At 58.4% G+C, this 13,927-nt stretch carries 15 protein-coding genes; 6 read left to right on the top strand and 9 right to left on the bottom strand.

The window, feature by feature from the left end; translation table 11 throughout:
• Positions 1–9: 9 nt before the first annotated feature.
• Positions 10–546, bottom strand: a complete 537-nt coding sequence (gene rfaH / locus BMS17_RS24485; protein WP_077431960.1) for a transcription/translation regulatory transformer protein RfaH — start codon at positions 544–546, stop codon at positions 10–12.
• A gap of 609 nt (positions 547–1,155) precedes the next feature.
• Here rfaH and BMS17_RS24490 point away from each other — a divergent pair.
• Positions 1,156–2,133, top strand: coding sequence for an NAD-dependent epimerase (locus BMS17_RS24490; RefSeq protein ID WP_077431961.1), 978 nt, complete (start codon positions 1,156–1,158; stop codon positions 2,131–2,133).
• Between the two features lie 2 nt (positions 2,134–2,135).
• On the opposite strand, the gene BMS17_RS24495 is transcribed toward BMS17_RS24490, so the two are convergent.
• Together BMS17_RS24495 and BMS17_RS24500 are read right to left on the bottom strand one after the other, a co-directional pair.
• Positions 2,136–3,035, bottom strand: coding sequence for a bestrophin family protein (locus BMS17_RS24495; protein ID WP_077431962.1), 900 nt, complete (start codon positions 3,033–3,035; stop codon positions 2,136–2,138).
• Between the two features lie 113 nt (positions 3,036–3,148).
• Positions 3,149–3,937, bottom strand: coding sequence for an alpha/beta hydrolase (locus BMS17_RS24500; RefSeq protein WP_077431963.1), 789 nt, complete (start codon positions 3,935–3,937; stop codon positions 3,149–3,151).
• Positions 3,938–4,069: 132 nt separating this feature from the next.
• Between BMS17_RS24500 and BMS17_RS24505 the strand changes: the two genes are divergently transcribed.
• Positions 4,070–5,014: an aldo/keto reductase gene (locus BMS17_RS24505; protein WP_077431964.1), complete on the top strand. Its 945-nt coding sequence runs from the start codon at positions 4,070–4,072 to the stop codon at positions 5,012–5,014.
• Here the strand turns inward: BMS17_RS24505 and BMS17_RS24510 are convergent.
• Entirely contained in the window at positions 5,011–5,679 is a 669-nt protein-coding gene (locus BMS17_RS24510) for a glutathione S-transferase family protein (RefSeq protein WP_046030271.1), read from the bottom strand. The two genes, BMS17_RS24505 and BMS17_RS24510, sit on opposite strands and share 4 nt — an antisense overlap.
• Before the next feature lie 137 nt (positions 5,680–5,816).
• On the opposite strand from BMS17_RS24510, the gene BMS17_RS24515 reads away from it, so the two are divergent.
• The gene (locus BMS17_RS24515; RefSeq protein ID WP_077431965.1) at positions 5,817–6,188 is read left to right on the top strand and encodes a nuclear transport factor 2 family protein; all 372 of its coding nucleotides are present in this window, start codon (positions 5,817–5,819) and stop codon (positions 6,186–6,188) included.
• Between the two features lie 36 nt (positions 6,189–6,224).
• On the opposite strand, the gene BMS17_RS24520 is transcribed toward BMS17_RS24515, so the two are convergent.
• Positions 6,225–7,616: an aldehyde dehydrogenase family protein gene (locus BMS17_RS24520; protein ID WP_046030268.1), complete on the bottom strand. Its 1,392-nt coding sequence runs from the start codon at positions 7,614–7,616 to the stop codon at positions 6,225–6,227.
• 100 nt (positions 7,617–7,716) lie between these two features.
• On the opposite strand from BMS17_RS24520, the gene BMS17_RS24525 reads away from it, so the two are divergent.
• Positions 7,717–8,595 (top strand): LysR family transcriptional regulator, encoded by an 879-nt coding sequence (locus tag BMS17_RS24525; RefSeq protein WP_046030266.1) that lies wholly within the window; start codon positions 7,717–7,719, stop codon positions 8,593–8,595.
• A gap of 120 nt (positions 8,596–8,715) precedes the next feature.
• Here BMS17_RS24525 and BMS17_RS24530 read toward each other — a convergent pair whose 3' ends face one another.
• Positions 8,716–9,627: a LysR family transcriptional regulator gene (locus tag BMS17_RS24530; RefSeq protein ID WP_077431966.1), complete on the bottom strand. Its 912-nt coding sequence runs from the start codon at positions 9,625–9,627 to the stop codon at positions 8,716–8,718.
• A 146-nt stretch (positions 9,628–9,773) separates the two neighbouring features.
• Here BMS17_RS24530 and BMS17_RS24535 point away from each other — a divergent pair, with 146 nt between their 5' ends.
• Together BMS17_RS24535 and BMS17_RS24540 are read left to right on the top strand one after the other, a co-directional pair.
• Positions 9,774–11,075 (top strand): FAD-binding oxidoreductase, encoded by a 1,302-nt coding sequence (locus BMS17_RS24535; protein ID WP_077431967.1) that lies wholly within the window; start codon positions 9,774–9,776, stop codon positions 11,073–11,075.
• A gap of 39 nt (positions 11,076–11,114) precedes the next feature.
• Positions 11,115–12,203: a polyamine ABC transporter substrate-binding protein gene (locus BMS17_RS24540; RefSeq protein WP_046030261.1), complete on the top strand. Its 1,089-nt coding sequence runs from the start codon at positions 11,115–11,117 to the stop codon at positions 12,201–12,203.
• 39 nt (positions 12,204–12,242) lie between these two features.
• On the opposite strand, the gene msrA is transcribed toward BMS17_RS24540, so the two are convergent.
• The 3 genes from msrA to BMS17_RS24555 form a co-directional block, all read right to left on the bottom strand.
• Positions 12,243–12,752, bottom strand: a complete 510-nt coding sequence (msrA, locus tag BMS17_RS24545) for a peptide-methionine (S)-S-oxide reductase MsrA (protein WP_046030259.1) — start codon at positions 12,750–12,752, stop codon at positions 12,243–12,245.
• A gap of 39 nt (positions 12,753–12,791) precedes the next feature.
• Positions 12,792–13,244, bottom strand: a complete 453-nt coding sequence (locus tag BMS17_RS24550; RefSeq protein WP_077431968.1) for an Ohr family peroxiredoxin — start codon at positions 13,242–13,244, stop codon at positions 12,792–12,794.
• A gap of 84 nt (positions 13,245–13,328) precedes the next feature.
• A complete protein-coding gene (locus BMS17_RS24555) occupies positions 13,329–13,781 on the bottom strand; it encodes an Ohr family peroxiredoxin (RefSeq protein WP_077431969.1) in 453 nt (150 codons plus the stop codon).
• Between the last annotated feature and the right edge of the window lie 146 nt (positions 13,782–13,927).

A 13,927-nucleotide genomic window follows, 5' to 3' on the forward strand; every position in this document is an offset into this window, starting at 1 on the left:
GGCAAGCGATTAGTTATTTATTTGTAATGGCGTGCTATGACGTTCGAGATCACTTCGCGGGACGCAAATAGTTTGTTCCCGATTAAGAAACTGCAACAGGATCATGACGCGCTCGGCGCCGAGCGAGGAAATGAAGACGCCTTCAAGTGGCGACAGCGGCCCTCGAATGATCTGCAAGTGTTCGCCGGGTTTCAGGTCGTGGTTGGTGTGCGGTTCCGCTGATTCAATACAGCGCGCACGCAGATGCTCGATGACGTGCTCGGCCACCGTCGCAGGACCATGATTGAATTCGACAATACGACTGACGCCGCGGGTAGAACGGATGGGCGCCCAATTGTCGCTACGGCTGAGATGGATAAACAAATACCCAGGGAAGAGCGATTCCAGCACCCGATGGCGTTTCCCGCGGATCACGCGTTCACTCACCAACTGAGGGTGGAAGATCACATAGTTTTGTTGAAGCAGGTTGAGATGGGCACGTTCGTCCTGACGTGGTTTGCATTGCAGGAGGTACCAATTAGACCGTTCGGAGCTATGTGCTGGCATGCTGGTAAACTCTGTGATTAGCGAAGTTTAGGCAGGCAGTGGCTCTAGTGAGGCCTATGAAGTGAAGTTGGACGCAGATATGTTTTTTTTATGTATGTATGTGCAGTAGTGTTTCAATACTGAAGCACATAGTGCTTCACGAAAGTGCAACGAATAACGTAATGCTCTAACGTGTAGCGCTTTGGGCATAAGACCGTGGCTCAACTTTGAAACAGACAAAGCTACCGCACGGTCTGCACATGGGACCCACAAAAAAATTGTTCTGAAGAGGTGGGTCTAAGGAACAATCGCCAATGCAGGCAATCTGCACTCGCGCTCTGTTCAAATAGACCGGTGTAGTTATCGACCACCCTAAGCGGTCTGTCAAACATTCCTTGTCAAAATACATGCCTTTTATCCATTGGTGATTTTGACAGTACGCAAGCATTTGTTTTTGTGGTTGATTTCCTTTTCGTCGGGTTGATTAAACTTTTGATGCCATTAATAGTCATCCCGGCCGAGTGCAGTCCCCGATGTTGGGGATAGTAAGTAGTGAGCTCCCAATCTGGACCCAATGCAATAGCAACGCTATAACTAACAACTCTTGTCTGAACAACGGAGCAAGGCACTATGACCGTTCTTGTGACTGGCGCCGCAGGGTTCATTGGGTATCACACGGTCAAACGGTTGGGCCTTCAAGGTCTGGAAGTGATAGGCATCGACAACCTCAACGACTATTACAGCGTGGCGCTCAAGCGCGCTCGGCTCGAACAATTGAGCGTGTTGCAGGGCTTCCATTTTCAGAAGATGGACATCGTCGACAAACCCGCCTTGATGGGGTTGTTCAACGAGTATCGCTTCACCGAAGTGGTGCACCTGGCGGCGCAAGCGGGCGTTCGTTACTCGCAACACAATCCGGATGCCTATGCACAATCCAACCTGGTGGGCTTCTTGAATGTGCTGGAAACCTGCCGGCACCATCCGCCCGCGCACTTGATCTACGCGTCAAGCAGCTCAGTGTACGGAGCCAACAGCAAACTGCCGTTCAGCGTCGATGACCGGGTCGATCATCCGGTTTCGCTGTACGCGGCGAGCAAGCGCGCCAATGAATTGCTCGCCGACAGCTACTGTCATCTCTACGGTCTGAAGGCCAGCGGCCTGCGCTTTTTTACCGTCTACGGACCGTGGGGGCGTCCCGACATGGCGTTGTTCAAGTTCACCGAAGCGATCCTCAAGGGCCAGCCCATCGATGTGTTCAACCATGGCCAGATGGCGCGCGACTTCACCTACATCGACGACATCGTCGAAGGCATCGTCCGGCTGCGTCTCAAGCCGCCACTGCCGAACCAGGCAGATGAGGGCGTCAACCGGATTTTCAACATCGGCCGTGGCATGCCGATTGCGCTGCTGGATTTTATCGAATGCCTGGAGTCGGCATTAGGGATCAAGGCGCAGCGCAATTACCTGCCGATGCAACCTGGGGATGTCATCAAGACCTGGGCCGATGTGTCGGCGCTGGCAGACTGGGTCGACTTCAGCCCGCAAGTGGCGGTTGAAGCCGGCGTGGCGCAGTTTGTGGCGTGGTATCGGCACTTTTATCAGGTGTGACGTCAGCTCAACACAAAGTCCACCGGCGCCAGCACCGGAGGCAGTTGTGTTTGCCCCATGGCGGTGAGAGTTTCGCGCTCGATGGTGCGCACGATCGCGTCGAGGGGCAGATCGTTTTCGTCGCGACCAAACGGGTCCTCCAGTTCATCGCCAATCGCGTCCAGACCGAAAAAGGTGTAGCTGACAATCGCCGTGAAAATCGGGGTCATCCAGCCCAGCGGCTCGGCCATTGCGAAGGGCAGCAGGAAGCAGAAGAGGTAGCTGGTTCGGTGCAGCAACAAGGTGTAGGCAAACGGCAGCGGCGTGTGTTTGATCCGCTCGCAGGCGGCTTGCGCCTGGGTCAGGTGCGCCAGGTGGCTGGCCATGATCGTGTAGCGCCATTCGTTGATCACCCCTGACTCACTGAGTGCCGAACACTGCTGCGTGACGTTCAGCAAAATGCTCCCGCTGAAGTCGGGCGAGTGGTCATTGGGGATCGGATCGAGCCAGCGGGCACTCGCCTCCTGCTCGTTTTCCTGGCGAAGTTTTGCGTTGAGCGCGTGGGCGAACCCGCACAGCTGACTCAACAGGGCGTTGCGCGTATTGGCGTCCTTGATGATCGTGGTTTCACGAATCATCGAACGAATCGCGACCATCACATCGCCCCAGGCTTTGCGGCCTTCATACCAGCGGTCATAACAGGCGTTGTTGCGAAAACTCATGAAGATCGACAGCGACAGGCCCAGCAGGGTGAACGGCGTTGCGCTGACTTTGGAAAAGTAGCTGGGGTGCCACGTCTCGACGAGCACGATGACTGACGCCAGCAGCATCACCATCAGGCTGCGCAAGGCAATCCGTTTGGCGATGGAGCCCTTGGTGGCGCTCAGTATATTGATGAAGTTCGGTTTGGGTCTGACGATCATCGTGTTCTGCCTTCAGGTGTATCGCGTCGCGCGCAGGCTAAGAGCTTGAGGGCGGCGAGTCCAATCACTCTCTGTGACCGGGTGATCGATGCTGTCTATGAGCACGCTATTTTTCATAATCCAGCGCCCATGAGCTTCAGGTAGTCGGGGCTGTCGGAGATGGAGTTATGGCCGACGCCCGGGATCACTTTCAGCGTGGCCACGCCGGGCGCGAAATGGCGGTAGAGCCGCTCGGTACTTGTGCGAGGAATAACCTCGTCGTGCTCGGCCTCGATCATCAGCGTCGGCACCGTGATGTGGGCCGCGTATCGCCATGATTCAAATCGATCCTTGAGCAGCCACCGCACCGGAAACCAGCGAAACCGTTGTGCCGCCAGGCCTTCGAGGCTGTTGTAAGGCGTAATCAAAATCAGCCGCGAGGCCGGGCGCTGGCTGGCCAGGCGCACGGCAACGCCTGAGCCGAGGCTGCGCCCTACAATTGCGATCTGTGGATGGCTGTCGTAGACCCTGTCAAACAACGTCAGGGCATCGCGCGCGAGGGCTTCTTCGGACGGCGACCCCGTGCTGCCGCCAAACCCTCGATAGTGCATCAGGTACAGCGCGTGCTCGGGGAACGCCTGAGAAAACGCCGGCAAATTGCGTGATACATCCTCGGCATTGCCGCCGAAATAAATCAGTGCCTTCGGGCCGGAGTGGGGGCGAACAGACACCTGAATGAGCGCGTCGTCGACGGTTAGCGTCAGTAACGAGGCGGGTGTTTCGAGGGCGGCCGGCTGCGGGAAGTAGATCAAGGCGCGCTGAAATACGAACAACGCCGCACACAGCGCCAGGTACAACGCGGCAATGATGACGACGAGAAGCGCCAGGGTTCGAAACATTCGACTAACTTTAGTGGACGGCATGGACGGCTCTGGGGCAGAAAACCGCGGACAGGTGATCGGTGTCAGAGTCTAGTCCACTGGCAGCAGGGCGCGCCGGCCTCGCCACGCCCCGGGCGACCATGGCAAACGGGATGGCGCCGGACGGACAAAACGATGAGCGGCACTGATGGATACACGCGTCGACAATTACTCACGCTGGCTGCCGGCGCTTCGGCGGTGCTCACCTTCGATCGGGCCTTGGCCGCATCTGCACCGTCGACGGACACAGGAGGCAAGACCATGCTGACCCGCGCCATCCCCTCCAGCGCCGAGCTATTGCCCATTGTCGGGCTAGGTACCTATCGCGGTTTCGATGTCGAGCCGGCCAGCCCCGCCTATAAACAACTGCCAGACGTGCTCGGTGCGTTGTTCAAAAAAGGCGGGACGGTCATCGACAGTTCGCCCATGTATGGCCGCGCCGAACAGACCACCGGTGAGTTGCTGTCTATTCACGAACCTCGCTCGCCGGCCTTTCTGGCCACCAAGGTGTGGACTCAGGGACGCGAAGAAGGCATCGCGCAAATGGAGCGCTCGTTCAAACTGCTGCAAACCGACCGCATCGACCTGATGCAGATCCACAACCTGCTGGACTGGCAAACCCATTTGCCGACTTTGCGTCAATGGAAGGAACAAGGGCGCATTCGCTACATCGGCATCACCCATTACACGGCGTCGGCCTATGAAGAAGTAGAAGCGCTGCTCAAGGCCGAGCCGCTGGATTTTTTGCAGATCAATTACGCACTGGATGATCGCACTGTCGAAAAACGCATCCTGCCGCTGTGCCGCGAACGAGGCGTGGCGGTGATCTGCAACCGGCCCTTCGGGGGCGGCGGTTTACTCGAGCGATTGAAGGGCAAGCCGTTACCCGGGTGGGCCGCACAAGTGGGGGTGACCAGTTGGGCGCAACTGGCATTGAAGTTCCTGTTGTCACATTCGGCGGTGACCTGTGTGATCCCCGGCACCGGTAATCCGCGTTACATGGCGGACAACGCCGGTGCCGGTTTCGGGCCGATGCTCACCGGCGCACAGCGCGAGCAATTGATCGATATCGTGGGTTAGGTGCGCTGGCGAAACCGCTGCGGGATGTCCTGCGCAAACGGAAAGAGTGAAAAGTACGGCCGCGCTTCGTCGATCACCCGTTGCACGGACGGTCTGTTCATCAGCCGATCAAAATAAGCGTTCAGGTGAGTGTGATCATCAGGGAACGGCTCAAGTGTACTGGCATAAAAAAGCGCCGGGGCCGCCGCGCAATCGGCCAGGCTGAACTCCGGGCTGGCCAGCCAGGTGCGATTCTCCAGTTGCCGGTCGAGCATGCCGTACACGGTCTGAAGTGTGGAGCGTTGTCGGGTCAGGTCACCCTCAGTTCCGAGAATGCGATCGAGAACAATCTGTTGCAGCGGTGTCTGCAGGTAGTTATCGCAGACACGGTCCCACTGGCGAACCTCCAACGCAGTGTCCCAGTCGGCGGGAATCAGCAGGTGGTGCCCAGCAAAATACCGATCCAGGTACTCGATGATAATCGTGGACTCAGCCACGTTACGCTGGCCTGCGTGGTCGCAGATGACCGGGAATTTGCCCAGTGGCCAGAGCGCCAGCAACTGTGCTTTCTCGCCGGCGTTGCCCAGATCAATGAGCCGTCCCTCGAAATCGATAGCGTGTTCATAGAGCGCGATCAGCACCTTATGGCAGTACGACGACAGCGGATGGTAATAAAGCGTCAGCATATTCGGGCTCCTGCGGGGGAGTGATCTTTACCAGCATAGTCGTCGTGCGCGGCGGTTCGAAATGCGGTGCTAGACTTTTCAGGTTGGATCGATCAATTCCACCGGCAACGCGAGGACGAGAAGGCTGGAGGTATGACATGACTGCTCAATCGCTGGATAGAGAACACATCAGCGTTGTGGTTCGCAATTATGTAGATGGCATGGTTTTCGCCGACGAAGTACTGCTGCGGCACGCGTTTTATCCCGATTGTCGCATCATCGGTCACTACAAAGGAAAGCTGGAGTGGTTATCGCTGAATGACTTTATCGGCGCAATCAAGGATGTGGGGCCAGCGGCCAAAGAGGTCAAACCGTTTTGGGAAACACTCAGCGTCGATATCACGGGGGATGCCGCCGTCGTCAAAGTAATTGATGACTACGCCGGCATGCGCTTCACGGATTATCTGTCGTTACTGAAAATCAATGAGCGCTGGATGATTGTTAACAAGCTCTATTATTTCAACGAATAAAAAAGCAGTGCCTGGGAAACCAGGCACTGCGTGCACTCAGCGGCGATCCAGCCACACCGTCTGCGCATTGCAGAACTCGCGTACGCCGAAATGCGAGAGCTCGCGGCCAAACCCGCTTTTCTTCACGCCACCGAAGGTCACGCGCGGGTCGGAAGCGCTGTAGCCATTGATGAACACACCACCGGTTTCCAGTTCGCCGGCCATCTGTTGGGCGAGTTCGACGTTGCCCGTGAAAATGGTTGCCGCCAGGCCGAACTCGCTGTCATTGGCCAGTTCCAGTGCGTGTGCTGCATCGCGCGCAGTGATGATCGACGCCACTGGGCCAAACAACTCCTGTTTGAACGACGTCATCTGATCGGTGACATTGGCGAACACCGTCGGCTCGTAGAAGTTACCCGGGCCTTCGGCCTTCTTGCCGCCCAGCAGCAATGTCGCGCCTTCCTTCAGGGTGGCGCGCACTTGTTGATCCAGTTCATCACGCAGATCAAAACGGGCCATCGGGCCGATGTAAGTGCTGGTGAGCAATGGATCGCCAACCACCAGCTTGCGCGTGGCTTCGACGAACTTGCTGGTGAACGCCTCGACAACGCCTTGCTCGACGATCAAGCGCTTGGCCGCCGCGCAGACTTGCCCGGTGTTCTGGTAGCGACCGATCACGGCGGCTTTGACCGCTTCATCGAGGTCGGCATCGTCGAGCACGATGAAGGGGTCGGAACCGCCCAGTTCCAGCACGCATTTCTTCAATGCTGCGCCTGCCTGAGCGCCGATGGCCATGCCGGCGCGCACGCTGCCGGTGAGGGTCACGGCAGCGATGCGAGGATCGGCAATCGCCGTGGAAACGCCTTCCGGCGTGACGTTCAGCACTTCGAAAACACCTTCCGGGAAACCGGCAGTCTTGAAGGCTTCCAGCAGCAAGTAAGCGCTGCCCATCACGTTGGGCGCATGCTTGAGCACGTAGGTGTTGCCGGCGATCAGGGTCGGAACGGCGCCGCGCAGCACCTGCCAGATCGGGAAGTTCCACGGCATCACGGCCAGGATCGGCCCGAGCGGACGGTACTCGATGCGTGCTTTGCCGCCTTCAACCAGCGTCGTTTCGGCGTTGAGCATGGCCGGGCCGTGTTCGGCGTACCACTCGCACAGTTGTGCGCACTTTTCGATTTCACCGCGCGCCTGGGTGATTGGCTTGCCCATTTCCAGGGTAATCATGCTGGCCGTTTTGTCAGCGTTGTCGCGCAGGGCCTTGGCCAGGGCGATCAACAACTGCGAGCGTTGCTCAACAGCCGTTTTGCGCCAGACGCGGAACCCGCCAGCCGCCCGGGCCAGAGCCGCTTGCAGTGCCGAGTCGGATTCAAAAGGGTAGTGGCCGATCTGTTCGCCGTTGAGCGGGTTGATCGAAATGGCGTGGGTAAGGCTGGAAACTTGCGTCATGGCACCGTCCTGCTAGGTGGGAATGTGCGCAGGTTACGGTGGTGTTAAATTTCTGGAAACTGAATAATACTGAGCATAACGTTCACGTTTGGAGAATGACTTGGATCTGGTTCAGCTGGAAATTTTCAAGGCCGTTGCCGAGCACGGCAGCATCAGCGTCGCCGCGCAGCACATCCACCGAGTGCCCTCCAACCTGACGACGCGGATCAAGCAGTTGGAGCAGGACCTGGGCGTGGACCTGTTTATCCGCGAGAAAAGCCGCTTGCGTTTGTCGCCGGCCGGCTGGAGTTTTCTCGACTATGCTCGACGCATCCTCGACCTGGTCCAGGAAGCCCGCGCCACCGTGGCAGGCGAAGAACCACAAGGTTCATTCCCCTTGGGTTCACTGGAAAGTACGGCGGCGGTGCGCATTCCCGAGCTGCTGGCGGCCTATAACCAGAAACACGCCAAGGTTGAACTGGACCTGTCCACCGGCCCCTCGGGGACCATGATCGATGGGGTGCTGTCGGGCCGGCTGGCCGCCGCGTTTGTCGATGGGCCGGTGTTGCACCCGGCACTGGAAGGCGTGCCGGCGTTTGAAGAAGAGATGGTGCTGATCGCGCCGCTCCACCATTCACCGATTTATCGCGCGCAGGATGTGAACGGCGAAAACATCTACGCCTTCCGCTCCAATTGCTCGTACCGGCACCACTTCGAAAGCTGGTTCACCAAGGACGCGGCGGTGCCGGGCAAGATCTTCGAAATGGAGTCCTATCACGGCATGCTCGCGTGCGTCAGCGCCGGTGCGGGCCTGGCGCTGATGCCGCGCAGCATGCTCGAAAGCATGCCGGGTTGCACCACGGTGAGTATCTGGCCGCTGTCGGAGTCTTTCCGCTATTTGCGCACCTGGTTGGTATGGCGCCGAGGCACGGTGTCGCAGAGCCTGACCATGTTTGTGCGTTTGCTGGAAGAACGTGGGGTGGTGCAGCAACAAACTTGAAACCACCCCATAACCCTGTGGGAGCGAGCTTGCTCGCGATAGCGGTGGGCCAGCCGAAATCAATGTTGAATGTAAGTCTGCTATCGCGAGCAAGCTCGCTCCCACAGGGATTTGTGTGGGTCAGAAGGGCTTGTTGGCACTCACCAGCCCCTCGGCCTGCCCGGCAAACCACTGCATGATCAGCGCGCACGCCGGATGGGACGCGGCCGAGGGTTGCAGGCACAACGAATACAGCCCTCGGGTCTTCAACGGGGCGCCGAACGGGACGACGAGCACACCACGCTCGATCGATTCCTGGGCCAGGGTCATGTCGGTCATCGCCACCCCCAGACCCCGTGCCGCAGCATCCAGCGCCAACTCGTCGAGGTTGAAGGGAATGTGCCGGTAGTCCTCCAGCGACTTGCCGCCATTGGCCGCCAGCCAATCGATCCACGCTTGTTTGTCGGCCGAACGATGCAGCAGGGCAAACCCGCTCAGGTCGTCCATCGACGCCAGCGGCCGGGTAGCGCTGGCAAGGCCGGGGGCGCACACCGGAATCAGCGCTTCTTCGAACAGGGTCAGGCACGCAGGATCGCTGGACGGCTCGGGCAGGTAGAGGATGTAGGCATCGCTGTCGCTGGCCGGCTCGACAATTTCGGTCGCCACGGTCTCGATCGACAGGGAAACATCCGGGTGATTTCGATAGAAGTCGCTCAGTTTCGGCAACAACCAGCGTACCGCCAGTGACACATGCATGCGGATACGGAACGGGCGTTTTTGCGGGGAGAGGCGGTCTTCGAGGGTTTTCAGTTGCTCAAGGATACTGCGCGCACTGGTCAGCACCAGTTCGCCCTCCGGCGTCAGTCGAAGGCTGCGGCTGCTGCGCACAAACAGCGGCACCCCGAAGTGACTCTCCAGTTGCTGGATTTGTCGGCTGACGGCGCTTTGGGTCAGGCAGAGCGTGTTCGCGGCTTGCGTGAAGCTACCGGCATCAGCGACTTCCACCAGCGCCTGCAAGGCCTGCAGGTTGGGCACGTGGCGAATTTTATCCATGCGTTTTCAGAATGGCTCAATGATTTTATAACGTTGGTTGTATCACCGAAGACCTAATAGATTCTAGCCCTGACGGCTGCCATCACTTATCGCCTATGCGATTCACGCATGAGCAGGCCGGGAATAAGAGTCTAGGCAGGTGACGCATGAAAAATGAATGTGGCTGGATCGCGCAAGCTCAAAGCGCTCCAGTACGTGATCGTCTGAAAGGGCCCCAAACAGTCGATTGGCTGGTGATCGGCGGCGGCATTACCGGCTTGAGCGCCGCCCACGCCCTCGCGCAATTGCACCCTCAGGCGCGCATCGTTGTGGTCGACCGCCAGCGCGCTGCGCAAGGTGCTTCGGCGCGCAATTCCGGTTTTGTGGTGGCCCATGAACACCCGGGCACCGATGAATTGATCGACAACCCCGGGTTCGCCGGGTTTGAGGTGGACACCACCATTTCACGTGCGGCCAATGCCGAGGTGCACGCGATGATTCTGCGTCACGGCATCCAGTGTGAGTTTCGCGATTCGGGCTACTACTTTGCCGTCAGCGATGCCCGCAAATTGACCGACGTCGAGGCCAAGTTGCAAACGCTGCGGGCACTCGGGGCAACTGCGCAGTATCTGGAAGGTGAACAACTGGCGCAGAAACTCGGCACCGGGCATTACCGCGCCGCGATCTGGTGCGGCAAGGGCAATGCGCTGCTGCAACCGGCCAAATACGTGCAAGGCTTGCTCGATGCGCTGCCGGAACGTGTGACCGTCTACGAAAACACCGACATCACCGGTCTTGAACGCCTGGCAAAAGGGCGTCTGCGGGCCAACGGCATCGAGGGCAGCATCGAGGCTAAGCAAGTGCTGGTGTGCCTCAACGCCTTCGTGCCTCGCGCTGGTATTCAGGGCAGCGGAACCTTTGCCATGGAACTCAGCGCCAGTCTCACACGACCATTAAGCGACGAAGAGTTTCGCAACATGGGCAGCGTGGAACCGTGGGGCGTTTTGTCGACCCGGCCGCTCGGCGCCACGGTACGGCTGACCCCTGATCGTCGGGTCATGATCCGCAACACCGCGGAATACCGTTCCCGGGATTTGTCCGCCAGCGAACTGTCGATCCGTCGCCAGCACCATGTGCTCGGCTTGCAACGGCGTTTCCCTTGGCTGGGCGAGCAAGACATCCAATACACCTGGACCGGACACCTGAGCGCCTCGCGCTCCGGGCAGCCGTATTTTTCGCAGGTGCAAGAGGGCGTGTACGCCGTGGCCGGCTGCAACGGTTCCGGCGTGGCGCGCGGCACGTTGTGGGGGCGGTTGCTCGCGGAACTGGCCTCAGGCATTGACTCGCCAATGCTCGATTCGGTGATGCAGCGCGCACAGCCGGGCTGGCTGCCGCCGCGACCGTTGCTCGACATCGGTGCCATGCTTCGGATGCGCGTAGAGACCATTCGGGCAAAGACAGAATTCTAGAAACCCGGTTATCACAAAAGAACAAAAAGGTGATTGAACATGCGCGTTAACACGATTTCCCTGATGGTCTTGCTCTCGACGGTGTCGGCAGTCAGCTATGCCGAAGAACAGGTCAACATTTCCAACTGGAATGGCTACATTGCCGATGACACCCTGGTCAACTTCACCAAGGAAACCGGGATCAAGGCCACTTACGATATTCACGACAGCAACGAAGTCCTGGAATCGAAGTTGATGACCGGCAACACCGGTTATGACGTAGTCAGCCCGTCGAACCACTTTCTCTCCCGCTTGATCAAGGCCGGGGCGATCCAGAAGCTCGACAAGAGCCAGCTGCCCAACTGGAAGAACCTCGATCCGGCGTTGATGAAAAAACTCGAGGTCAACGACCCGGGCAACCAGTACGGCTATCCGTACATGTGGGGCACGGCGGGTATTGGCTACAACGTCGAGAAAATCAAAGCGATCTTCGGCAACACGGACATCACCCATTCCTGGAAACTGTTTTTTGATGAAGACAACATCAAAAAGTTGAGTGCGTGTGGGGTGGCGATTATCGATAACCCGACGCAAGTCCTGCCAATCACCCTTAATTACCTCGGCCTGCCACCGCACAGTCACGAACCGGCGGACTACAAAAAAGCCGAGCAGGCGTTATTCAAAATCAGGCCCTACGTGCAGTACTTCCATGCCTCCAAGTACATCAGCGACCTGGCTAACGGCAATGTCTGCGCGGTGATCGGGTTCAATGGCGACGTTGTGCAAGCCGCCGCGAGTGCCAAGGAAGCCAACAACGGCATCGACATCGCTTACTCGATTCCCGACGAAGGTTCGACGCTGTGGTTCGACATGGTGGTCATGCCCAAGAGCGCGCCTCACGAGAAGAACGGCTACACCTACATGAACTACCTGCTGACGCCGCAAGTGATTGCCAACATCAGCAACAGCATCCATTACGCCAACCCTAACAGTGCGGCTGATGCGTACGTCGTGCCGGCCGTGAAGCAGGACCTGGCGATTTACCCGCCAAAAAGTGTGCTGGATAAACTGTTCACCGTAGAAGAACTACCGGCTGCCATTGCACGGTTGAGTACCCGGTTGTGGACCAAGTTGAAGACTAATACCTGATGAACGTTGGGTCCCGTTGCCGGGACCCAAGTCATTGATTCAGAGTGCACGTTTAGGCAGTTTCCAGTTCGGCCGAATGAAATGGCAGGTGTAACCATTGGGCACTTTTTCAAGGTAATCCTGATGCTCCGGCTCGGCTTGCCAGAACGGACCAGCGGGAACGATCTCCGTCACCACTTTGCCAGGCCACAGACCTGAGGCATCGACGTCGGCCGCGGTGTCTTCGGCGACGTCGCGCTGCTCCTCACTGAGATAGAAAATCGCCGAACGGTAGCTGACGCCGATGTCGTTACCCTGACGATTGGCGGTCGACGGGTCGTGAATCTGGAAGAAAAACTCCAGGATCTGGCGATAGCTGATCACCTGCGGATTGAAGACAATCTCGATCGCTTCCGCATGGGTGCCGTGGTTGCGGTAAGTGGCATTGGCCACATCACCGCCCGAGTAGCCGACGCGGGTAGACAGGATGCCGGGCATTTTTCTGATCAGGTCCTGCATGCCCCAGAAGCAGCCGCCGGCCAGGATGGCGGTTTCGGTTTGCGTGGTCATCGTGCTCACTCCTCAGTAGTAGCCAGTTGGATCAGGTTCTTACGCCGTCAGGACCTTGAGGTCCACATCAATGTTGCCGCGCGTTGCTTTGGAATACGGGCAGATTTGATCGGCAGTGTGCGCCAGTGTCCGTGCAATGTCGTCCGCAAGGCCAGGCACGCGCAGCGTCAATCGCGCCTGGAGGAAATAGTCCTGACCGGTCTGACCGACATCGACTTCGATGTCGACGGACAAATCCCCAGGCAGCACCACGTTCATGTCATTGGCCACCAGCCCGACAGCGGCGGTGTAGCAGGCCGACCATGCGCCGGCGAACAGTTGCTCGGCGGTCGGGTGCGGCTGGGTCGCGGCGAACACGTGTACAGGTGCGGTGTTGCCGGGCGACGAGAGCGCAATGTCGAGGCTGCCGTTATGGCCGCGCGACGTGTGGCCGGTGCTGCTGGCGGTGATGTGGGTTTTGCCGGTGGCCAGGACTTTTTCAATTTTGCTCATGAGGATTCTCTTGAATGTGTTCGGTTTGTTTCGCATGCGTGTTGGTCGCATGCGATATATAGGGGGCGTTTATAAGGCCGATCTTCAAGCCGTGAGGACGTTGATGGCCACGTCGATGTTGCCGCGAGTCGCTTTCGAATACGGGCAGATCTGGTCTGCTTCATGGGCCAGTTTGGTCGCAACAGCGTGATCCAGACCGGGTGCGCGCAGTGTCAGGCGGGCTTGCAGGAAGTAGGCGTTACCGGTTTGACCGAGGTCGACTTCGATATCCACCGACACGTCGGACGGCAGTTCGACTTTGTTTTGCTTGGCGGCGAGGCCGACGGCAGCGATGTAGCAGGCCGACCATGCACCGGCGAACAGTTGCTCGGCTTTTGGGTGCGGCTGGGTGGCTTCGAACACGTGTGCAGGCGCGGTGCTGCCTGGCGATGACAGCTGGATATCGAGGTTGCCGTTATGACCGCGCGAGGTAAAACCAACAGCGCTCAGGGTGGTGTGGGTTTTGCCGGAGGCCAGTACTTTTTCGATTTTGCTCATGGGGTGAATCCTCTACAGTTTGATTGTTGGTCGCATACGGTTATGTCGTATGCGATACAATAATAATCCTACAGACCCCAATGAGTGTCAAGGGGGAGAAGGGGGCCTCGGCGACGAGTGGTGCGAAGGTGTGGAGAGGACGGTGT

The organism is Pseudomonas sp. C9, assembly GCF_002000165.1.
Classification (GTDB): Bacteria; Pseudomonadota; Gammaproteobacteria; order Pseudomonadales; family Pseudomonadaceae; genus Aquipseudomonas.

What these genes read in the sequence shown, in the direction of transcription:
- rfaH (WP_077431960.1), bottom strand. Translation starts at nt 546, where the DNA reads ATGCCAGCACATAGCTCCGAACGGTCTAATTGGTACCTCCTGCAATGC.
- BMS17_RS24490 (WP_077431961.1), top strand. Translation starts at nt 1,156, where the DNA reads ATGACCGTTCTTGTGACTGGCGCCGCAGGGTTCATTGGGTATCACACG.
- BMS17_RS24495 (WP_077431962.1), bottom strand. Translation starts at nt 3,035, where the DNA reads ATGATCGTCAGACCCAAACCGAACTTCATCAATATACTGAGCGCCACC.
- BMS17_RS24500 (WP_077431963.1), bottom strand. Translation starts at nt 3,937, where the DNA reads ATGCCGTCCACTAAAGTTAGTCGAATGTTTCGAACCCTGGCGCTTCTC.
- BMS17_RS24505 (WP_077431964.1), top strand. Translation starts at nt 4,070, where the DNA reads ATGAGCGGCACTGATGGATACACGCGTCGACAATTACTCACGCTGGCT.
- BMS17_RS24510 (WP_046030271.1), bottom strand. Translation starts at nt 5,679, where the DNA reads ATGCTGACGCTTTATTACCATCCGCTGTCGTCGTACTGCCATAAGGTG.
- BMS17_RS24515 (WP_077431965.1), top strand. Translation starts at nt 5,817, where the DNA reads ATGACTGCTCAATCGCTGGATAGAGAACACATCAGCGTTGTGGTTCGC.
- BMS17_RS24520 (WP_046030268.1), bottom strand. Translation starts at nt 7,616, where the DNA reads ATGACGCAAGTTTCCAGCCTTACCCACGCCATTTCGATCAACCCGCTC.
- BMS17_RS24530 (WP_077431966.1), bottom strand. Translation starts at nt 9,627, where the DNA reads ATGGATAAAATTCGCCACGTGCCCAACCTGCAGGCCTTGCAGGCGCTG.
- BMS17_RS24535 (WP_077431967.1), top strand. Translation starts at nt 9,774, where the DNA reads ATGAAAAATGAATGTGGCTGGATCGCGCAAGCTCAAAGCGCTCCAGTA.
- BMS17_RS24540 (WP_046030261.1), top strand. Translation starts at nt 11,115, where the DNA reads ATGCGCGTTAACACGATTTCCCTGATGGTCTTGCTCTCGACGGTGTCG.
- msrA (WP_046030259.1), bottom strand. Translation starts at nt 12,752, where the DNA reads ATGACCACGCAAACCGAAACCGCCATCCTGGCCGGCGGCTGCTTCTGG.
- BMS17_RS24550 (WP_077431968.1), bottom strand. Translation starts at nt 13,244, where the DNA reads ATGAGCAAAATTGAAAAAGTCCTGGCCACCGGCAAAACCCACATCACC.
- BMS17_RS24555 (WP_077431969.1), bottom strand. Translation starts at nt 13,781, where the DNA reads ATGAGCAAAATCGAAAAAGTACTGGCCTCCGGCAAAACCCACACCACC.